The 19,277-nt window shown below is 65.8% G+C and carries 18 protein-coding genes; 12 read left to right on the plus strand and 6 right to left on the minus strand.

Going from position 1 to position 19,277, the window contains the following annotated elements:
- The first annotated feature begins 1 nt into the window (after position 1).
- Positions 2 to 1,420, plus strand: a complete 1,419-nt coding sequence (locus tag ST3T6A_RS0110545; protein WP_235785806.1) for an alginate export family protein — start codon at positions 2 to 4, stop codon at positions 1,418 to 1,420.
- Here ST3T6A_RS0110545 and ST3T6A_RS19890 read toward each other — a convergent pair.
- Positions 1,404 to 1,733 (minus strand): helix-turn-helix domain-containing protein, encoded by a 330-nt coding sequence (locus tag ST3T6A_RS19890; RefSeq protein ID WP_019832886.1) that lies wholly within the window; start codon positions 1,731 to 1,733, stop codon positions 1,404 to 1,406. The genes ST3T6A_RS0110545 and ST3T6A_RS19890 overlap by 17 nt on opposite strands.
- A gap of 139 nt (positions 1,734 to 1,872) precedes the next feature.
- Between ST3T6A_RS19890 and ST3T6A_RS0110555 the strand changes: the two genes are divergently transcribed.
- Complete coding sequence (locus ST3T6A_RS0110555; protein WP_019832887.1) at positions 1,873 to 2,583, plus strand: dienelactone hydrolase family protein; 711 nt, start codon at positions 1,873 to 1,875, stop codon at positions 2,581 to 2,583.
- A gap of 64 nt (positions 2,584 to 2,647) precedes the next feature.
- The gene (locus ST3T6A_RS0110560) at positions 2,648 to 3,484 is read left to right on the plus strand and encodes an alpha/beta fold hydrolase (RefSeq protein ID WP_019832888.1); all 837 of its coding nucleotides are present in this window, start codon (positions 2,648 to 2,650) and stop codon (positions 3,482 to 3,484) included.
- Positions 3,485 to 3,545: 61 nt separating this feature from the next.
- Here the strand turns inward: ST3T6A_RS0110560 and galA are convergent, their stop codons facing one another.
- The gene (galA, locus tag ST3T6A_RS0110565; RefSeq protein ID WP_019832889.1) at positions 3,546 to 5,996 is read right to left on the minus strand and encodes a beta-galactosidase GalA; all 2,451 of its coding nucleotides are present in this window, start codon (positions 5,994 to 5,996) and stop codon (positions 3,546 to 3,548) included.
- 171 nt (positions 5,997 to 6,167) lie between these two features.
- On the opposite strand from galA, the gene ST3T6A_RS0110570 reads away from it, so the two are divergent.
- The 6 genes from ST3T6A_RS0110570 to ST3T6A_RS19900 all read left to right on the plus strand — a co-directional run bounded on the left by ST3T6A_RS0110570 (position 6,168) and on the right by ST3T6A_RS19900 (position 12,531).
- On the plus strand, positions 6,168 to 8,390 hold the full coding sequence (locus ST3T6A_RS0110570; protein ID WP_026359608.1) for a GH92 family glycosyl hydrolase: 2,223 nt from the start codon (positions 6,168 to 6,170) through the stop codon (positions 8,388 to 8,390).
- A 224-nt stretch (positions 8,391 to 8,614) separates the two neighbouring features.
- A complete protein-coding gene (locus ST3T6A_RS0110575; RefSeq protein WP_157602754.1) occupies positions 8,615 to 8,917 on the plus strand; it encodes a hypothetical protein in 303 nt (100 codons plus the stop codon).
- A 137-nt stretch (positions 8,918 to 9,054) separates the two neighbouring features.
- Complete coding sequence (locus ST3T6A_RS0110580) at positions 9,055 to 9,408, plus strand: antitoxin Xre/MbcA/ParS toxin-binding domain-containing protein (RefSeq protein WP_019832892.1); 354 nt, start codon at positions 9,055 to 9,057, stop codon at positions 9,406 to 9,408.
- A gap of 67 nt (positions 9,409 to 9,475) precedes the next feature.
- Positions 9,476 to 10,012 (plus strand): RES family NAD+ phosphorylase, encoded by a 537-nt coding sequence (locus ST3T6A_RS0110585; protein ID WP_019832893.1) that lies wholly within the window; start codon positions 9,476 to 9,478, stop codon positions 10,010 to 10,012.
- A gap of 294 nt (positions 10,013 to 10,306) precedes the next feature.
- Complete coding sequence (locus ST3T6A_RS19895) at positions 10,307 to 12,019, plus strand: GGDEF domain-containing protein (protein WP_162140527.1); 1,713 nt, start codon at positions 10,307 to 10,309, stop codon at positions 12,017 to 12,019.
- Between the two features lie 53 nt (positions 12,020 to 12,072).
- Positions 12,073 to 12,531, plus strand: a complete 459-nt coding sequence (locus ST3T6A_RS19900) for an NUDIX hydrolase (protein WP_019832895.1) — start codon at positions 12,073 to 12,075, stop codon at positions 12,529 to 12,531.
- Here the strand turns inward: ST3T6A_RS19900 and ST3T6A_RS0110600 are convergent.
- Complete coding sequence (locus tag ST3T6A_RS0110600) at positions 12,521 to 13,405, minus strand: LysR family transcriptional regulator (protein ID WP_019832896.1); 885 nt, start codon at positions 13,403 to 13,405, stop codon at positions 12,521 to 12,523. The two genes, ST3T6A_RS19900 and ST3T6A_RS0110600, sit on opposite strands and share 11 nt — an antisense overlap.
- Before the next feature lie 122 nt (positions 13,406 to 13,527).
- On the opposite strand from ST3T6A_RS0110600, the gene ST3T6A_RS0110605 reads away from it, so the two are divergent.
- Positions 13,528 to 14,364, plus strand: a complete 837-nt coding sequence (locus tag ST3T6A_RS0110605) for an oxidoreductase (protein ID WP_019832897.1) — start codon at positions 13,528 to 13,530, stop codon at positions 14,362 to 14,364.
- A gap of 21 nt (positions 14,365 to 14,385) precedes the next feature.
- On the opposite strand, the gene ST3T6A_RS0110610 is transcribed toward ST3T6A_RS0110605, so the two are convergent.
- The 3 genes from ST3T6A_RS0110610 to ST3T6A_RS19905 all read right to left on the minus strand — a co-directional run bounded on the left by ST3T6A_RS0110610 (position 14,386) and on the right by ST3T6A_RS19905 (position 16,356).
- On the minus strand, positions 14,386 to 15,486 hold the full coding sequence (locus ST3T6A_RS0110610; protein ID WP_019832898.1) for a mechanosensitive ion channel family protein: 1,101 nt from the start codon (positions 15,484 to 15,486) through the stop codon (positions 14,386 to 14,388).
- Between the two features lie 103 nt (positions 15,487 to 15,589).
- On the minus strand, positions 15,590 to 15,895 hold the full coding sequence (locus tag ST3T6A_RS0110615) for a hypothetical protein (protein ID WP_019832899.1): 306 nt from the start codon (positions 15,893 to 15,895) through the stop codon (positions 15,590 to 15,592).
- Entirely contained in the window at positions 15,892 to 16,356 is a 465-nt protein-coding gene (locus tag ST3T6A_RS19905; protein WP_019832900.1) for a hypothetical protein, read from the minus strand. The genes ST3T6A_RS0110615 and ST3T6A_RS19905 overlap by 4 nt, the downstream gene beginning before the upstream one ends.
- Positions 16,357 to 16,648: 292 nt before the next feature.
- Here ST3T6A_RS19905 and ST3T6A_RS0110625 point away from each other — a divergent pair, with 292 nt between their 5' ends.
- Positions 16,649 to 18,253 carry a tyrosinase family protein gene (locus ST3T6A_RS0110625; RefSeq protein WP_026359610.1) on the plus strand — a complete coding sequence of 535 codons (1,605 nt, stop codon included), beginning with the start codon at positions 16,649 to 16,651 and terminating at the stop codon, positions 18,251 to 18,253.
- A gap of 79 nt (positions 18,254 to 18,332) precedes the next feature.
- A complete protein-coding gene (locus ST3T6A_RS0110630) occupies positions 18,333 to 18,977 on the plus strand; it encodes a DJ-1/PfpI family protein (protein WP_019832902.1) in 645 nt (214 codons plus the stop codon).
- Positions 18,978 to 19,277: the final 300 nt, after the last annotated feature.

The following is a 19,277-nucleotide window of genomic DNA, read 5'->3' on the forward strand; positions in this document are numbered from 1 at the left end:
GGTGCGCGCGCTCCCCTGGCTGCTTTCGGCCGCCGGGCTCGCCGGTCTTTCCGCACCCGCCATGGCGGAGGACGGCGAGCCGCCGGCCTCGCCGGTTGAGGCGCCCCCCGCACGGCCGGCAATCATGATGAACCGCTGGCAGGAGGACTGGTCGGTGCTCGCGGACCCGGCGCTTCGCACGCAGCCGTTCGATGGCCTCAAATACATCCCTCTGTCGGCTGCGGACCCGAAGACCTTTCTCTCGTTCGGCGGAAGCGTGCGGGAGCGGTTCGAGACCAACGATGCGCCCGGCTTCCATACCATTCCGGGCCGCGCGGACAGCTATGTGATCAGCCGGCTCGAAGCCCATGCCGATCTTCGTTCCGGGCCGGTGCAGGTCTTCGTCCAGTTCCAGAGCGATTTCGCGCCCGGCAAGAGGATCAAGGCGCCGGTGGACAGCGACCGGCTGGATCTGGAGCAGGGCTTCGTCGCCCTTACCGAGCCTGTCGGGTCCGGCACGCTCAAGCTCCGTCTCGGCCGCCAGCAGTTTGCCTTCGACATACAGCGCTTCGTCTCGGTGCGTGACGGGCCCAATGTCCGGCAGTCCTTCGATGCCGCCTGGGCGGATTACGAGATCGGCCCGTGGCGTCTGATCGGCTATTACACCCAGCCGGTCGTCAATCGTGACGACCACCCCTTCGACGATACGAGTTCGGGCGGCAACCGCTTCTATGGCGTCCGCGTCGAGCGGCATGTGCTGGGCAATAATGAGCTTTCCGCATACTGGTCCCGTTTTACCAACGATCGTGCGAGCTTTCTCGTGGCCACAGGCCATGAACGGCGCGACGTGTGGGACGTTCGCTTTGCCGGCAAGACCGGCCGGCTCGACTGGGACACCGAAGCCATGGCGCAGACCGGCCACGTCGGTCCGCAACGAGTGCATGCCTGGGGCATGGGCAGCAAGGCCGGCTACAGCTTCTTCGCAACCCCATTGAAGCCCCGGCTCGGAATTCAGATCGACGCCGCCTCCGGCGACCGCCACCGTGAAGACGGCACGCTCGGCACCTTCAACCCGCTTTTCCCCAATGGCATCTATCTTAATCTCGCGGGCTATACCGGCTACGCCAACGTCCTGCATGTGAAGCCTTCGGTCACCGTGAGCCCCAGCTCCCGCCTCACGCTGCTGGGCGCGGTCGCTGCGCAATGGCGTGTGACGACGCAGGATGCGGTCTACACCCAGCCCAATGTGCCCGTGCCACGCACCAGCGGCACAGGCCGCCACTGGACGGGCGCCTATGGTCAGTTCCGCGCCGACTGGAAAGCGAACGCCAACATCGCTGCCGCCATCGAAGCCGTACATTATGATGTCGGAAGCACCCTGCGCAGCGCCGGTGCCAGCAACAGCAATTATCTTGGAGTGGAACTCAAATGCTCGTGGTGAGGGCGTGGGGCGTAACCGCTGCCTGCGGCGGCGCGGAGAAGCGGCGCCGATATTCGGATGGCGTCAGGCCCACGATGGCGTGGAATACGCGCCGGAACCCCCGCACGTCATGATATCCGACGCTCGTGGCGATGACGTCGACGGACTGTCGCGAGAATTCGAGCATCTCGCGTGCCCGGCTGATGCGGAGGCGTTGCTGATACTCGGTCGGCTTCATGCCGGTGGCCCTGACGAAACGTCGCAGGAGCGTGCGCGGCTCCAGTCCCGCATGGCAGGCAATGTCCGCGACGGAGACCGCGCGATTGCGCTGCATGGACAGCCATTGCTGGGCCTTGAGGATGGCGTCGTCGCCATGCTTGGTCCGCGGTTCGAAGCCGCTGTAGAAGCGCTGCTCGCGACCGGGCGACGGCCTGCATCTCTAAGCTGTTTCTCAACAATGATCGGAGGACAGTATGGACCAGAAGATGGACATATCAACGGAAGGCGGAGAATTCGCCGCCTATGTCGCAAGACCTGCCAGCCTCCCCGCGCCGGCGGTGGTCGTCCTCCAGGAGATATTCGGCGTCAACGAGGATATCCGGCAGACCTGCCGGGAATTGGCGGCGAAAGGGTTCATCGCGATTGCGCCGGATCTGTTCTGGCGGCAGGCGCGCGACGTCGATCTCAACAGCTGGTCGGACGAGGAGTGGAAACAGGGACTGGCGCTCTACAAGGCCTATGATCGCGATATCGGCGTGCGGGATATCGTCGCCACCATCGCGGCCGCGAGACGGTTGGAAGGGGCCAGCGGCAAGGTGGCTGTGATGGGCTTCTGCCTCGGCGGGCTGATGACCTTCCTGATCGCGGCCCGTCATGGGGTTGACGCCGCCGTCGCCTATCACGGCGCAGACACCGAGCGATATCTCGGCGAGGCACCGGCGATCACCGCGCCGCTGTTGATGCACCTTGCCGAGGAGGACGAGTTCATCGGAAAGGACGCCCAGGCACAGATCAAGGCAGCGCTCGCGGACGTGCCGAGCGCGACGGTCTACAGCTATCCGGGGCAAAACCATGCCTTCGCGCGCCACACCGGGCTCCACTACAACGCAGAGGCCGCGGCGCTTGCCAACGGGCGGACGGTTTCCTTCCTGGCCGAGCATCTCGGCCTTCATCGGGAAAGTTGATCCGCGTAGGGCAGCCTGCACGAATATCGCTGCTGAAGTTCACCATCGATGAGGAGAAGGCACCATGGCCGACGGCACGTTCACCACCAGGGACGGCACGACGATCTTCTACAAGGACTGGGGCCCCAAGGATGCCCAGCCGCTCGTTTTCCATCATGGCTGGCCTCTGAGCGCGGACGATTGGGACGCGCAGATGATGTTCTTCCTCGCGGAAGGCTATCGTGTGATCGCGCATGACCGGCGAGGCCACGGCCGCTCCAGCCAGACCGACACCGGCAACGAGATGGATACCTACGCGGCAGACGTCATCCAGCTGGCCGCGACGCTGGATCTTCGGAACGCCGTTCATATCGGCCACTCCACCGGCGGTGGTGAGGTGGCCCGCTATGTCGCGCGCGCCGAGCCGGGCCGCGTCGCCAAGGCGGTGCTCATCGGCGCCGTGCCGCCGCTCATGCTCAAGACCGAAGCCAATCCGGGCGGCCTGCCGATCGAGGTGTTCGACGGCTTCCGTGCGGCGCAAGTCGCCAACCGCGCGCAATTCTTCCTCGATGTGCCGAGCGGGCCCTTCTACGGCTTCAACCGCGAGGGGGCGGCCGTGAGCGAGGGCGTCATCCGGAACTGGTGGCGGCAGGGCATGATGGGCGGCACCAAGGCGCATTATGACTGCATCAAGGCCTTCTCCGAGACCGATTTCACCGACGATCTGAAGGCGATCGAGGTGCCGGTGCTGGTGATGCACGGCACCGATGATCAGATCGTGCCCTATCCTGACTCGGCGCCGCTCTCTGTGAAGCTGCTGAAGAACGGCACGCTCAAATCCTACGAGGGCTTCCCGCACGGCATGTGCACCACGCATGCCGACGTCATCAACGCCGACCTGCTGGCCTTCATCCGGGGCTGAGCGGATGTCTTCGATCGCCGGGCGCCTCCTGTGCCCGGCGATTGGGGCGTGCCGGCCTGGGTCAGGCTTTCCCCCTCGCCGGTAGGGCGATCAGCGCGGTCGTGGCGCCCCGCAGGCCCTCGGCGGTGGCCGTCAGGCGGATCGGGCCGGGTGCTTCCTCCGTCTGCACGATGGCCTGTGCCAAGCCGTTGAAGGCTTGGCGCCGGGGTGCCTGATCGGCTTCATGGCTGTTCGGATTGCCGTTGCCGACCCCGATCAGCCGCGCAGGGCCTTCCAGCCCGAAGTGGATCAGCGCATCCGCACGCGGCACGACCCGGCCGGCCTGATCGACAACCTCGACCCGGATCATCGCGACATCCCTGCCATCGGCATCGAGCCGAGACCGGTTCGGGATCAGTCGCAGCGCGGCGGAGGGGCCGCTCGTCTCCCGGACGTCGTGTGCCGCCATCCGGCCGCCGGAATAGCCGCGCGCCTCGATCCGGCCGGGAGCATAGGGGACGGACCATGCCAGATGACGGTTGCGGGGCATCGGCTTGCGGCCCTGGCTGCAGCCGTTGACGATCAGCTCCACCTCTTCGCAATTGCCATGGGCCCAGACCTCGATCGGCTGGCCCTCGCGCCCTTCCCAATTCCAGTGGGGCAGCAGGTGCACCATCGGTTCGCGGGGACGCCACCAGGCGCGGTAATACCAGTAGTTGTCCTTGGGGAAGCCGCAGAGGTCGAGGATGCCGAACTGGCTCGAAACGCTCGGCCATTCAGGATAGGGGGTCGGCTCGCCGCGATAGTTGAACCCCGTCCACACGAAGCCGCCCGCGAACCAGGGGCTCTCGGCGGCGATCGGCCACCATTGCTCGGCCGTGGAGGCCCAGAAGGGATATTCGGTGTCGTAGGCGCGCACGAGATGCTTCGCGGCGTCGTTCTCGTAGACGCCGCGCGTGGCGACGGTACTGGCGGTTTCGGTGCCGATGATCGGAAGGTGCGGGAACTGCCGGTGGAAAGCCTCCGCCTGATCGGTGCGGTAGTTGAGCCCGGCGACGTTCACCACGTCCCACGCGCCGGTATGATAGCCCTTGTCCTCGAAGTAGAAGGCCTGTGTGAGAGGGCGCGTGGGATCGAGAGCGGCGATCCGGCGCTTGATCTCGGCAGTGATGCGCTTGCCGCGATCCGTGCCCTGCTGGGGCTCCTCGTTGCCCGCCGACCAGAGGATTACGCTCGGATGGTTGCGATCCCTGCGCACGATGCGGTCAAGCTCGTCGAGCGCTTCGGGGTCGGTGGTGTTGCGGCGAAGCTCGACGATCATCAGCATGCCGCTGGCATCGCAGATATCGAGCAGCGCCTCCGACGGCGGATTGTGCGAGCTGCGCCAGGCGTTCGAGCCCATCGCCTGAAGCTGCTCCACGCGCCACGCATTGAGCCGGTCCGGGATGGCCGTGCCGACGCCGGCGTGATCCTGATGGTTGCAGGTGCCGAGCAGCTTCACGGGCTCGCCGTTGAGGAAGAAGCCCTTGTCGGCGTCGAAGCGGATCGAGCGGATGCCGAAGCGGGTCTCGGTGCGGTCGAGCAGCCGGCTATCATCCCACAGCTCGGTGACGAGGCGGTAGAGGCGCGGCGCCTCGATCGACCAGAGCTGCGCGCTCGCCAGCCGGAGGTCGGCCGTGCGCGTCACCGTCGTGGCGGGATCGAGCGCGAGCAGGTCGTCGGGCAGGCGCGCGGCCTCCATGCCGTCGGGCGTTAGGATCGTGCGCTTCAGCCGGATGCGGGCAGGGGACGTGCCATGATGCGCGATGTCGGTCGCGACGTGGACAGCCGCGCCGCCGCCGTCGGGCTCGGCCCGCACCACCGTTCCCCATTGCGGGACATGGGTCGCGGCGGTCTTCACCAGATCGACATGGCGATAGATGCCGGCGCCCTCGTAGAACCACCCCTCGCCGAGAGAGGCGTCGACGCGGACGGTGAGCATGTTGGCGCCGCCGTCATAATCGAGGAAATCGGTGAGATCGACGCGGAAGGGCGCGTATCCGCTGGCATTCTCGCCCACGATGCAGCCGTTCACGAAGACGAGGCAGTCGCGGAAGACGCCGTCGAACTCCAGCCAGATGCGGCGGTCGCGATCGGCCGGGCCGATGGGGAGGGCGCGGCGATACCAGCCGACGCTGTTCTCCGGATATTCGCGCCCGATCGCCTTGAAGCCATGCGCGGCGACGCGATCCTTGATGTTGCGGTCGGCGGGCGCGGGCAGCGGGCCTTCCGGATGCGCGAAGGGCAGGGCCACAGCCCAGTCGTGCGGCACGCGGACGGCGGCCCAGTCGCTGTCGTCAAAGCCCGGCAAGGTGGCGGGCGGGGCGTCCTCCTGCACCTTGGCGAAGGTCCGCTGGAAGCGGCCGAAACCGAAGTCGCGCTCCAGATCGGCGGCATGGCCGAGATGGAAGCGCCAGCCATCGGCGAGACGCACGCGCTCGCGCGGACCCGGCGCATCGGCGGGCGCAGTGCCCGCCAGCGCACATGCCGGCATCGCCAGACCGATCCCCGTGGCGCCGACTGCTCGTAGGACATCCCGCCGCTTCATTCGGATCGCCTCTCTCTTTAGGATGGCTCTGACGGCCGTTCAGGCCTATTAATATGATTTATTTCTGCCGGCAATCTTGTTCCGCCGGTGGCCCTTAAGCGTGAGAGGGGATCGGGAATGCGTCGTTTGTGGCGGGCGGTTCTGGGTGTTGCGATGCTGCCGATCGCACCGGCCTTGGCGGCTTCCTCCCAGCCGGTTGATTGGGTGAATCCTCTGATCGGCACCGGCGGAACCGTGATCGGGCCGGATTATGCCGGCACGATGCCGCTCGTCACCACGCCCTTCGGCATGACCAACTGGACCGCGCAGACCCGCCAGAACCGGATCAGCGTCACCTCCTACGCCTATGAGGACCAGTGGATCACCGGCTTCATCGGCACGCATCAGCCGGCGGTGTGGATGGGCGACTATGGCTATGTGACGCTGATGCCCGAGATGGGCGGGCTCCAGCCGAGCCCCGAATATCGCCGCCTGCGCTTCAGCCATGCTGACGAGACGGCGACGCCCTATTACTATGCCGTCACCATGGCGGACGAGGCGGGCCGCAAGCTACGCGCCGAGATGACCTCGACCGACCATGCGAGCTATCTGCGCTTCACTTTCCCGGCCGGCGTGCCGCAGTCGGTGCTGGTCGAGGCGACGCGGGCGGGCACGCGCGGCTGGGCGAAATATGATGCGGAGCGGGGTGAAATCCTCGGCTACAATCCGGATCGGATGGATGCCCATCTGAGCAATGTGAAGCTCCCGGATTTCAAGGGTTATTTCGTCGTCCGTTTCCGCCGCAAGCCTTCGGGCGGAGGCGTCTATCAGGGGCCGCTGGGAGCTGCTGGCACGGAGGTCGAGGGCGACAATGTCGGCGCCTTCGCGCGCTTCGACGGAAGCGACACGGTGGTCGAGGCGCAGGTCGGCACCTCGTTCATCAGCCTCGATCAGGCGCGGGCCAATTTCGACGCCGAAATGCCGCGCTGGGACTTCGACGGCACGAAAGAGGCGCTGAAACAGGTCTGGAACGGCAAGCTCGGCACAATCACGGTCGAGGGCGCAACCGACGACCAAAAGCATATCCTCTACACCGGCCTCTATCACGCGCTGCTCTATCCGAAGCTGATGTCGGAGCAGGGGCGCTACCACAGCGCCTTCGACGACAAGGTGCATCAGGGGACGAGCTACACCGCCTTTTCGATCTGGGACACGTTCCGCGCCGAGAACAGCCTGCTCACCCTGATCGCGCCGGAGCGGATCGACGGCATGGTGGGCGCGCTGCTCCAGGATTATCGCGAAGGCGGTTACATGCCGAAATGGCCGAACCCTTCCTACACCAACATCATGATCGGCACGCATGCGGACTCGCTGGTGGCCGAGGCGATGGTGAAGGGCTTCAAGGGCTTCGACCGCAAGCTCGCCTATGAGGCGGTGCTGAAGGACGCGACCGTCCCGCCCGAGGGCGACACCACCCGCCGCTGGCTCGATCGCGAGCCGGGTGTGCCATACGAGGCGCGGGCCGGCCTCACATGGTCGAGCAAGATCGGCTATGTGCCGGCCGACAAGGTTTCCGAGTCCGCGTCGAGCACGCTGGAAGAGGCCTATGACGATTTCGCCGTGGCGCAGGTCGCGAGGGAGGTGGGTGATCAGGCGGGCTATCGCCGCTTCCTCGATCGCTCGCTCCGATATCGCGTGCTGTTCAACCCGGCGACCGGCTTCATGCAGGCGCGTAATCTGGACGGAAGCTGGGCCTCGCCGGCCGAAGGCTGGACCGAGGGCGACCAGTGGGCCTATCTCTTCGCGGCGCTGCACGACATTCCCGGCACGATCGCCCTGCTGGGCGGGGACGCGGCGTTCAACGCCAGGCTCGACGCCCATTTCGCCGGCGGCCACAACCACCACGATAACGAGCCGAGCCACCACTACAGCTATCTCTACGATTTCGGCGGCGAGCCGTGGAAGGCGCAGGCGACGGTCCGCCACATCGCGGAGACAGCCTACAGCAACACGCCGGCTGGCATGCTCGGCAACGAGGATTGCGGGCAGATGTCCGCCTGGTACATCTTCGCGGCGCTGGGCTTCTATCCGGTCAATCCGGTCTCCAAGGCTTATATGATCGGCAGCCCGCTTTACGCCCGCGCCACGCTGAACCTGCCCGGCGGAAAGAGCTTCTCGGTCGAGGCTCCGGGCAATGGGCCGGCGAACGTCTATATCCAGTCCGCGACGCTCAATGGGCGGCCGCTCGACAAGCCCTTCGTCACCTATGAGCAGATCGTCGCGGGCGGGAAACTACGCTTCGTGATGGGGCCGAAGCCGTCTGGATGGGCGTCGCAATGGCGGGGTAAGCCCGATCAGTAGGAGGGCGCACACGTCATCGGCGTCATGATATCCTGTCCGGAAGGATCGTCATGCTGTTGTCGCGCGAAATTGTAAGAGGCCAAGGCTACGCGGGTGGGTGGAACGTTCGGCGATCGTGCCCCGACAGCCATGGCGGAGCCCGAACGCATCACGAGCGGGAGCCGTTTGGCAGGGCGCGCATTCTGCACTAACGGCGTCGCGCGTCGTCAAACGAAGGAGTGAGAATGACACAGGCAGAACCCGTTGGCGTGGACCGGCTTCCGAGTGCACCTCGTGCCCGTCTGGTGTCCGACGAGCTGACACGCCTCATGAAGATGGTGACCGATGCCTGCCCGCCGGACGTCAAGGTGAGCTTCGCCTTTGACGGACAGCTGCACCTGTTCGTCGACGTCCGGACGATCGAGGACGTTCTGGCTGTGGAGCTGATCCTGCCCAGCCTCGGTGCCGGCATGTTTCATGGCGTCCAGCGTTCGCAGGCGCCCCGTCACGGCTTCGGTCATCGCGTGACGGCTCTGGTCGATCGATAAAGCATGGGAGGGCAGGGGCGTGCGATACCGCGCACCCCTGCTTCTCGGGCGTGCCCCGTCGTCGATCCTGGCGAGGCACGGACGGTCAGCTTGCGATCCCGGACGCGAATAGGCATAATACAGGCAAGGAGTGCCTGATGCTTGCCTCTTTCCTCGATACGATCCGCGATGGCGACATGATCGCGCCCCGGCTGATGGCCGAGCGGCTGCGCGTGCCGATGACGCAACTCTCGCGCATCGCTCACGTCAACCGCAACACGCTGGCGGACCGCCCCGGTTCGCCCAGCGTGCAGGCCAAGCTCGGCCAGATCGCGCGGATCATCACGCGCGCCGCCGAGCTTTCCGGCGACGAGGGGCGGGCGATCATCTGGTTCCGCCACCAGCCCATCCCCGGCTTCGGCAACCGCACCGCCGAGGAGCTGGTCGAAGCCGGCGAGGCCGATGCGGTGATCGAGGATCTCGAGCGCATGGCCGAAGGCGTCTATAGTTGAGTCCGCGAGCCCGGCTCCCGGACGCGCTCTGCTATCACCCGGTCTCCGTGCCCGGCACGCTGGCCACATGACCGCACCCGACCTTCATCCGATCGCCGGCCGTTTCTGGCGCATGATCCGCGTGCCGTGGCAACGCGATCCGCTGTCGGGGGAGGGCGCGCGCCTCTACGGCGGTCGGTGGAACGCCAAGGGCGCGCCTGCGCTCTATCTCGGTGCGAGCCACGATGTCGCCATCGCCGAATATCATCGCGGGCTGCCCAAGCCGGGCACGCTCGTCCCCTATGACATCCGCTCGGATGCCATCGCGGACCTGACCGACGGTGCCGGCCGCCCGCGCGATGCGGAGGTCGCGGATGCCGTCCGTTGCGACTGGACCGCCCGGATGCGTGCCGGCGACATTCCGCCGAGCTGGCTCCTCGTCGAGCGGATGATGGCGGAGGGGGCGGCGGGCGCGCTGGTGCCCTCGGTCCAGCATCGCGGTGGTGTCTGTCTCGTGCTGTGGAGCTGGCATGATGCGGCCGGCACAGGGGAGCGGGCGGCCGTCACCGTGCTCGATCCGATGGGCGACCTTATCCCGCTCGGGGCGGGGGCCGGCCCGCGCTGAAAATCCGAGACGCGCGGTAACGGACCTTCATGCGGGGGCTCTGCAATCGAGGGCGTGCCCATCCCGTACGGATTGTGCTTTCGCGGCACAGCGTTCATGGAGGATGTGGCCCATGATCGCCAGTATGAGGCGGTTCCGGCCGGATGCTGGAAGAGGGGGCCCCTTCGATAGAACGCCTCGGCGCAACCCGGCCGGCCGGTAATGCAATCGAAGGTTTTGTGGGGCATCGGCGGGAGGGAGATGGGAAGATTCCGTGGCCTTGGTAGAGCGGCGATGCTGCTCCTGACTTGCGCCTTGCTGGCTGGCCTTTGGCCGTCGGAAGCCTCGGCGAGCGAAGTCGTGCTGGGGCCGACCCTCTGTCACGCGGTGAGCGAACGGGTGGCGACCGCTCAGGAGGCCCCGGCGCCGCTTGCCTGCCGTGGCGAGCCGCACGGCTATCAGGATGGTTCGCTCTGGTTGCGCACGAGTCTTCGCGGATTGCCGGTCGACGGCAATGACCTGATGCTTGTGGTCCACAATTCGCGGTTCGATCGCCTGTCCGTGGCGTTCCGCTATGCCGATGGCTTCGTGGCGCAGTCCGAGGTGCGCGGCGGCGATTTCGGATCGCATTGGCGGGCAGGGGGCCAGATCGCGTTCGATGCCCCGATGCGCGACGTGCCCGTCACGGCCGTGACCCTGCGCTTCGACCGGCTCGCCAGCACCAAGCTGCTGCGTATGCGCCTGATGGATCATGGCGAGGCGAGCTATGAGGCGATCGCGCTCGCCGGGACGGTCTCGACGGCGCTGACCCTTCTGCTGGTCTGTGCGCTCTACAATGCCGGGCTGGCCGTCGCCGTCCGGCGGGCCTTTCCTGCGTGGCAGGCGGCGTGGGCTGGCTGCATGGTCCTGTGGGGAGCGATCTGGTCGCAACTCCACCTTTTCCTGTTCCCTGGAATGGCGGGAGCGCTTTCCGCGCAGAGCTGCACCGCCTTGTCCTGCCTCGCGATCACGCTCGCCACGGCGAGCGCTGTGACCGCGATCGACCGGACGACGCTGCCCGCCGGCCTGCGCAGGGCGGCGCTCCTGTCCGGCATCGCGGTGGGGATCTTCGGTCTGCCCCTGGCGGTCATGCGGTCCGGTCCGATCGTCGAGCTGGGAAATGTGCTGGGTGCATTGATCCTGGTCGATCTGGGGCTTGTCGCGATCTGCCTCGCTCTCGCTTCGCTGCGGAAGAGCACGGATGCGCGTAATCTCGTCGGCGCCTGGTCGCTCCCGATGCTGATGCTGGCTGCGCTCCAGATGACGAACCCGAACACGATCTTCTGGGGAGGCGGGGCGCAGATCCTGATCCTGTTCGCCGCGGCCTGGCAAACGCTCTGGCTCTCGATCACCGCCTCGCACAAATATGCGAAGCTGCGCATCGATCGTGACGCCGCCCGCATCGCCGAGGCGCAGGCGCAAGAGCTGGCGCGTCGTGATCCTCTCACCGGGCTGCTGAACCGTCGTGGTGTCATCGAAGTGCTGGAGGCGAAGTCGCGCCAGGGCGACGATCCCGACATGCCGGTCGCGCTGCTGCTGATCGACGTCGATCGCTTCAAGCTCATCAACGACCAATATGGCCATGACGCCGGCGATCTCGTCCTGACGAGGATCGCATCGCAGATCGTGCGCTGGGAACAGGCGCGGTGCCACGTGGCCCGATTGGGCGGGGAAGAGTTCGTCATCATCATCGAAGGGCTTGAGACGGCCGCGCTGCAACGCTTCGCCGAAAGCGTCCGCGAGGATATCGCGGCCTGCCGGTACGGGCTCGGGCCGGGCGGGGGAGTGACTGCCAGCATCGGCGTGGCCCAGACGACCGGATACCCCGACTTCCGGGCGCTTTATCGGCTCGCGGACAAGGCGCTCTATGCTGCCAAGCGATCCGGCCGCAATCGCGTCAGCTTCAGCTCCGCCCATAATGACGAGGGCGACGAGCGCTCTGCCCACACCGCGCTCGGGGCAGGGCATCCGCTTCGGGGCGGTGCATAGACGCAGGGCCGACCGCTCGACGAGGTTGCGCTTTTCTGCGATCCGCTGGCTCCATGACGGACACACCCAACCGGCTGCGGCGATCCGCGCGCATAATTCTGCTCGATGACGGCGGGCGGGTGCTGCTGCTGCGCTTCGTGATCGAGCGGATGAGCGGCCCCTATATCTTCTGGGCGACACCGGGAGGCGAGGTTGAGCCCGGCGAGGAATCGCTGGAAGCGGCCCGGCGGGAGCTGCACGAGGAAGTTGGCCTGTCGCTGCCGCTCTCGGGGCCGGTGCATCATGCTTCGGGCGTGTTCGAGTTCAGGCATGAGGTGGTCGACAATGTCGACGCCTTCTACCTCGCCCATTTTCCGGGTGGGCCGGTCAGTCTTGGCGGCGTCGACGAGGCGGAGCGCGCCGTGCTGCGCGAATTGCGCTGGTGGACGGCGGACGAGATCGAGGCGAGCCCGGTTCCCGTCTATCCGCCGGATCTGGCCGAGGCGGTCCGCAGGCTGGCGATCAGATCCTGAGAGCATCGATCACCGCCCGCAAACCGGCCGAGATATGCCTGCGGGTGGGATAATAGAGATAGAGCCAGTCCTCGGGCGCGCACCAGGATGCGAGGCATTCGACGAGCTGCCCGTTGGCGATCAGCGGCTCGGCCCGGTCCGCCCAGACATAGGCGAGCGCAACGCCGGACTTCGCCGCTTCGATCATCAGCTCATGATCGTCCAGCGTGAGCGGGCCCGTGGGCTCGAACGTGATGACCTGGCCGGCACGGTTGAACTCCCAGGCATAGGCCGTGCCGTTGGGATAGATGTTCCGAATGCAGGCGTGGTCCTTCAGGTCCACGGGTGTCCGCGGCATCGGGTGTCGTTCGAAATAGGCGGGGGAGCCTACGACGGCGAGGCGCAGGCGTGGCCTGATCTTCACGGCCGTCATCCCGTCGCGCAGGCTTTCTCCCAGCCGGACGCCGGCGTCGAAGCCTTCCTCCACGATGTCGACGAGCCGATCGGTCGCGACGATCTCCAGTTCGAGATGGGGATTGCTGCCGAGCAGTCGTCCCATGATCGGCCCGAACACGAAGGGGGCGATCGAATTCGGTGCATTGATCCGCACCTTGCCGAACGGTGTCTCGCGATACTGGTTCAGCGCGTCGAGCGCCGAACCGATTTCGCCGAACGCGGGCGAGAGCCGGGCGAGCAGCATGGCGCCCGCATCGGTGAGCGATACGCTGCGTGTCGTTCGGTTGAGCAGCCGGATGCCGACCCGATCTTCGAGATTACGGACGGCATGGCTGATCGCCGACGCGGTGACGCCACGTTCCTCGCTCGCGCGACGGAAGCTGCGATGGCGTGCGACGGCATCGAAAGCGGCAAGCTCGGACAGGTCGGTTGCACGCATTGATGATTCTCACTCAGGATTGATCGGAATATTATCCCGCTAATCGAGCCAATCGAAAAGAGGCAGATATCTCCCACGAGGTCGGCGTCGCTGTCGGCCTCCCAAGGCGAAGGAGCATTTCCATGAAGACATGGTTCATCACCGGCGCATCGCGCGGTTTCGGCGCGCTCATCGTCGAGCGCGTGCTGTCCAAGGGCGACGCCGTCGTCGCCACCGCGCGCAATCCGCAGGCGGTCATCGACCGGTTCGGCGCGCATCCAAACCTGCTGGCCGTCGCGCTCGACGTGACGGACGAGAAGCAGGCCGCCGCCGCCGCAGAGGCTGCGATCGCTCGCTTCGGCCGGATCGACGTGCTGCTCAACAACGCCGGTTTCGGGCTGATGGGCGCAGTGGAGGAAGCGAGCGCCGCCGAGGTGGAGGCGCTCTATCGCACCAACGTCTTCGGCCTGCTGAACGTCACGCGCGCCGTCCTGCCGCACATGCGCAAGGCGCGGTCGGGCCGCATCCTCAACATCTCGTCGATCGGCGGCTACCGTGCCGGTGCGGGTTTCGGCGTCTACAGTTCGACCAAGTTCGCGGTCGAGGGCTTATCGGAGGCGCTGCATCACGAACTGGCGCCGCTCGGCATCCATGTGACGGTCGTCGAGCCGGGTTATTTCCGCACCGATTTCCTCGATGCCTCCTCGCTGTCGGTCAGCCCGACGCGGATTTCCGATTATGATGGAACCGCCGGCAAGGTGCGTACCGTGGCCGCCGGGCTGAGCCATAATCAGCCGGGCGATCCCGCCAAGCTCGCCGAGGTGCTCGTCTCCTTCGTGGAGGCGCCGAACCCGCCCGTCCGCCTGCCGCTCGGCAGCGATACCGTGGCCGCGATCGAGCAGAAGCACGAAGCCGACCGGGCCATCCTGGCCGAGTGGCGCCCGGTGTCGATCTCGACCGACTTCGCTTCCGGTCGCTGAGTATTGTCGCCGGGGCGGAGTTCAGCGCCCGACCCCGGCGCCCGGCTGTCTTTCGATCCGTAGCTGCTCCCGGTGGCGAGGGAGCGCTTCGGGCATTTCGGCGGCGATGAAGGCGGTCATCGCCTCGCGGACATTGCAGCGCAGATCGAAGGCGCGTCCGGCATCCTGCGCGCTCATGAGGCAGCGCAACTCCAGATGATCGGGCTGGCTGTCCGTCACCTGAAGGCCGCAGACCCGCTTGTCCCAGAGCGGATCGGCCGACACGATCTCGATCAGCTTGCGGCGCAGGCGGGGCACGTCGGCTGTCCGGTCGACATGAAGGAAAGCGGTGCCGAGCAGTGCGGAGGTGCGCCGTGTCCAATTCTCGAAATTCTCCTCCATGAACTTGGCGATGGGGACGATCAGCCGCCGATCGTCCCAGATGCGGACGACGACATAGGTGAGGTTGATCTCCTCGATCCGCCCCCATTCGCCCGCGACGATCACGACGTCGTCGATATGGATCGGCTCGGTGAAGGCCATCTGGATACCGCCGATGATGTTCTTGAGGGCCGGCTGGGCCGCGGCGCCCACCGCAAGCGCGCCGATGCCCGCGGAGGCCGCAAGCGTCACGCCCACGGTCCTGACGGCGGGGATCGACATCAGCATCAGGCAGATCGTGATCATCAGCACGACGAACAGCGCGATGCGGTAGAGGATGTCGGCCCGCGTCCGCCGGCGGCGCGCGCGCAGATTGTCGGCGACGCTGATATCCACCCTGACCCGGACGATCTCGTTGCCCGCCGCCAGCAGGGCGATCGCCAGCCAGCCGGCCAATGCGGGCGTGGCCAGCGCCGCGACGAAATTCCACCAGTCTCGCCCACCGGGGCCAAGCTGCATCGCCGGCTGCGCCAGCACCAGCGCGATCCCCGCGAAGAGCCAGCGCGTCGGCCCGCGCAGGCGGCGGAGCAGGATGTCGTCCGTGGGCGTGCTGGTCCGCGCGGCGGCTCGCCTCAATATGGCGCCGAGCCCGGCATGGAACGCCCCGGCCAATCCGATCGCGATCAGCGCCACGATCACATAGCGGCTCCAGATCACCGCATCATTGCCGGCCAGCGTGGGCCAGCCTGTCGGATCGCGCATGACGCTTTGCTCCCGCTACTCGTGCTGCGATCGCGAACGGGAGGGCGCACGAGGGGTTCCGTCCCCGGCCGGTCTGCGGAGGGGATGCTGCGTCGAAACGCGATCAATCCGCAGCGGTTTTCCGTTTGAGGCGGGACTCGCCGGGGCAGGTCGCATGGAGGCAGAGGCCCGGACCATGGTCGTTGTCCGGTTGCGGGGGCTGTTTCCCGTCGAGGTCGAGCCGGATGAAGATATGCGAACCGTCTCCATTGCACACGGGGATCAGAAGCGAGCGGGAGCCCATCGCCTGAGCGGGCACCGAAAGCAGCAGCAGGGCCGGCAGGGCAAAGAGGATGGCGGGCAGGCGCCTGTTATGCAGCCGATGCCGCCTGCGGCGGATGCGATGGCGGCAGAGGCGCCGCTGTTTCACAGGTCGGCCATCAGGGCGAAGCTGCGATGGGCGCGAGGCGGCGGCGGTGGCTGGCGCACCGCGATGAACGACGCCGTAGCTCCTGCCGGCGCATCCGGGCCGTGCGCATGGACCCGTATGACCGTGCCGACCAGCGAGGGCCTCTGATCGACGGCATTCGGCCAAAGATGGCCTGCCTCTCCCCGATAGTCGTAGCGCCAGCCCTCCGTCGGCGTGCCGGGCATGCCTTCTCCGATCATCGAGAAACGGAGCGGCGCGTCTTCATGGCCTGGCGTCACTGTGCCGCGGAGCGCGAGCGCATGGTCGAGGCCCATGCCCAGCCCGCCGCGCAAGATGCTCCCTTCCATCTCCAGATCGAAGACGCCCTCGCCATTGATGAGGGCCAGCGCGGCGGAGGCATCCCCGCTGATCAACCCCGGCTCATTCCTGAAGATGCGGTAGGTCCATTTGCCCGTGAGCATCCCACTCTCCGCCCCAGCCATGAAGGGAGTCGTTCCGAGTCATGCTCGGTATATCGTTAATGAAGTTTTATAAAAATTGCAGATTTGCATCCAGTTTGAACGCAAAAATCGGATGTGTGGAGGGTGTGGAAAAGTTATTCCGATGTTATTTTTACGAAATTGATGCGGAGTCGCGGGTGAGTCAGCCATCAATTCGTTGAAATGATGGAAATTGCTGCCGAAGTGGATGAATGACCCGCTGCGCCATGTCATGATTTCTGCCGATTGATGGATCATGAGGGGAGGCTTTGTCATGAGTATGCCGGGAATCCGCCGTTCGATCACGGATCTGCAGGATGATTATGAGCAGGGCAACAAGGCGCCGCTCGAAAAGCTGATGCGGGCCTGGAAGGGCATCAAGGAGCTGGACCCGAGCAATCTGCGCTCCTTCTTCACGCTCGGCGGCTTCCATGGCGAGCCTTTCCGGGGCCCCGGAGAGACGGACCCGGCGTGGTGGGGCGGCTATTGCCAGCACGGCACCGTGCTCTTCCCGGCCTGGCATCGCGTCTATCTGTATCAGCTCGAAAAGGCATTGCAGAGCATCGAGGGCTGCGGGGACGTGATGCTGCCCTTCTGGGACGAGTGCAGCGAGGAGTCGCGCATCAAGGGCGTTCCCTGGGCGCTCACCGAGGAGTTCTTCGAGCTGGACGGCAAGCGGATCGCGAACCCGCTGCGATCCTTCGTGCTGCCGGTCGGGATCGTCGATCAGGTGCAGGGGGACAACGCGCTCTACAGCAAGCACAAGGGCTATGAGACGGTGCGCTATCCGCTCTCCGGCCTCGTCGGCACCCCGGAAGACCGGGTGGCCACCGCCGCGCACAACGCCAAATATCCCGATTACGGGGTCAATGTCGGCATTCTGAACAAGAACATCATCGAATGGCTCAACACGAGCTTCATGATCGATGGCAAGCAGCGCGGTGAAATCTACGCCAAGTTCGTCGCCTGCCTCGATGCGCCGACCTACACTCTGTTCTCGAACACGACATCGGCGGCGGCCTGGAACAATGCGAATCCGCATCAGCTCGTGATGCCGCTGGAGACGCCGCACAACTATATGCATCTCGCGGTCGGTGGTTTCGACGTGCCGGGGCAGGGCTCGGCCTCGCTCATTCCGGGCGCCAATGGCGACATGGGGGAGAATGACACGGCCGGGCTCGACCCGATCTTCTACTTCCACCACTGCTTCATCGATTATGCGTTCTGGACATGGCAGAAGCGCAACGGCGCGACGGACAGCTTCACGATCGATGCCAGCGATCCGGGGGCGCATTATGTGCTCGGCGCCGGGTCCAACAACCAGCCGCCGGCGGACTCCGACCCGAACCAGACGATCACGATGCAGACCGGGCTGGACCCCTTCACCAAGGCGGACGGATCGTCCTTCACGGCCGCGGACGCGATCAATATCGAGACGCAACTGGGCTACGCTTATGGCCCCGGTTCGCTCGATCAGTTCGCCGAGCGCACGGCTTTCTTCGGCGATGCGGCCGCGCAGCCTGCCGAGAATGCCCGCACGGTCCATGTCTCTGGCCTCGATCGCAGCAAGATTCCGGGCTCCTTCATCATCTCCGCGTATGCCGAGATCGATGGAGAGCGTCGTTCGCTCGGTCATGAGCCGGTGTTGAGCCGCTGGCATGTGGCCGGTTGCGCCAACTGTCAGACGCATCTGCGGGTGTCGGCCAATTTCGTCCTGCCGGTGGCGGGCCCCGGCTCGGAGCCTCCCGTCCATATCGAGATCAAGACCCGCGATGCCGTGTTGCGTCACCGGCTCGTCGCTGCGGGCGAGGAGAGGGCGCTGACGGAGGCAGAGGCCGAGGCGGCGCCGCAACCTGCCTTCAACGTCGAAATTCGCTGAGGGGTGGCGGTTGGGGATCGCGGGGCTCCCCTGCGATCCCCATGGCGCGTGACGGCGTCCGCGAGCATGGAGCGCGAAGATGAGGATCGTCATCCCCGTTTATGACGGTGTGGACCTGCTGGACGTGTGCGGGCCGTCGGAGCTGTTCAACTGGGCGAAGTTCGGTGTCGAACTGGTGACCCGGAAGCCCGGCCCCGTGCGCTTCGCCAACGGTTTCGAGATCAACGCGATGCAAGGGCTCACGTCGGTGACGTCGTGCGATGCCCTATGGGTGCCGGGCGGCGAGCCGGCTGCGTTGTCGGCGCTGATGTATGGCGCGGACCAGAGCTATATCCAGTTTCTCGTCGCCCAGGCGGCCGTCAGCCAATATGTCTGCTCGGTCTGCGAAGGGGCGCTCCTGCTCGCGCAGGCGAGGCTTCTCGACGGCTATGCCGCGACGACCCATTGGGCGTTCATTCCCTATCTGCTGGAGAAATTCCCGGCGATCAGCATCGCCGATGGCCATCCGCGCTATGTCCTCGATCGCAATCGCTTGACTGGCGGCGGCGTGTCGTCCGGGCTGGACGAGAGCCTGCGGCTGATCGAGCTGCTCGGCGGAACGCCCCTGGCGCAATCGGTGCAGCAGAATGCGCAATATTATCCGGTGCCGCCGGTCTCCAGCGAGATTCCGAACGTGATCCAGTCGCCGATGCCGGCTGTTCAAGGGGAAACCTTGGCTGCCTGACTTGCCGAGTTGCTCGGGGCGGTGTCGGGTGGATCTTGCGGATCGACCTGCCTAGGCAGGGGATAGTTCGCGGCACCTTATCCTCATGCGATTTGCCAAGCGAGATCGGGCTCCTTGCTGTGACCTCGATTTGCGCTAATTCAACATAAATCCCACACGATGATGTGTGCTTGAGCGGAAAGGCGTCGCTCATGTGCAAGTCGTGCATTCATTATAAAACGATATATCATTTCAAGAATTGGTCCTGAATGTCCGGGTGCCAGCCTGCGGTGTGAGCTTCCAGGGGCGCTGCGTCTGGCG

Source organism: Sphingomonas sp. PR090111-T3T-6A, assembly GCF_000383095.1.
Taxonomy (GTDB): domain Bacteria; phylum Pseudomonadota; class Alphaproteobacteria; order Sphingomonadales; family Sphingomonadaceae; genus Solisphingomonas.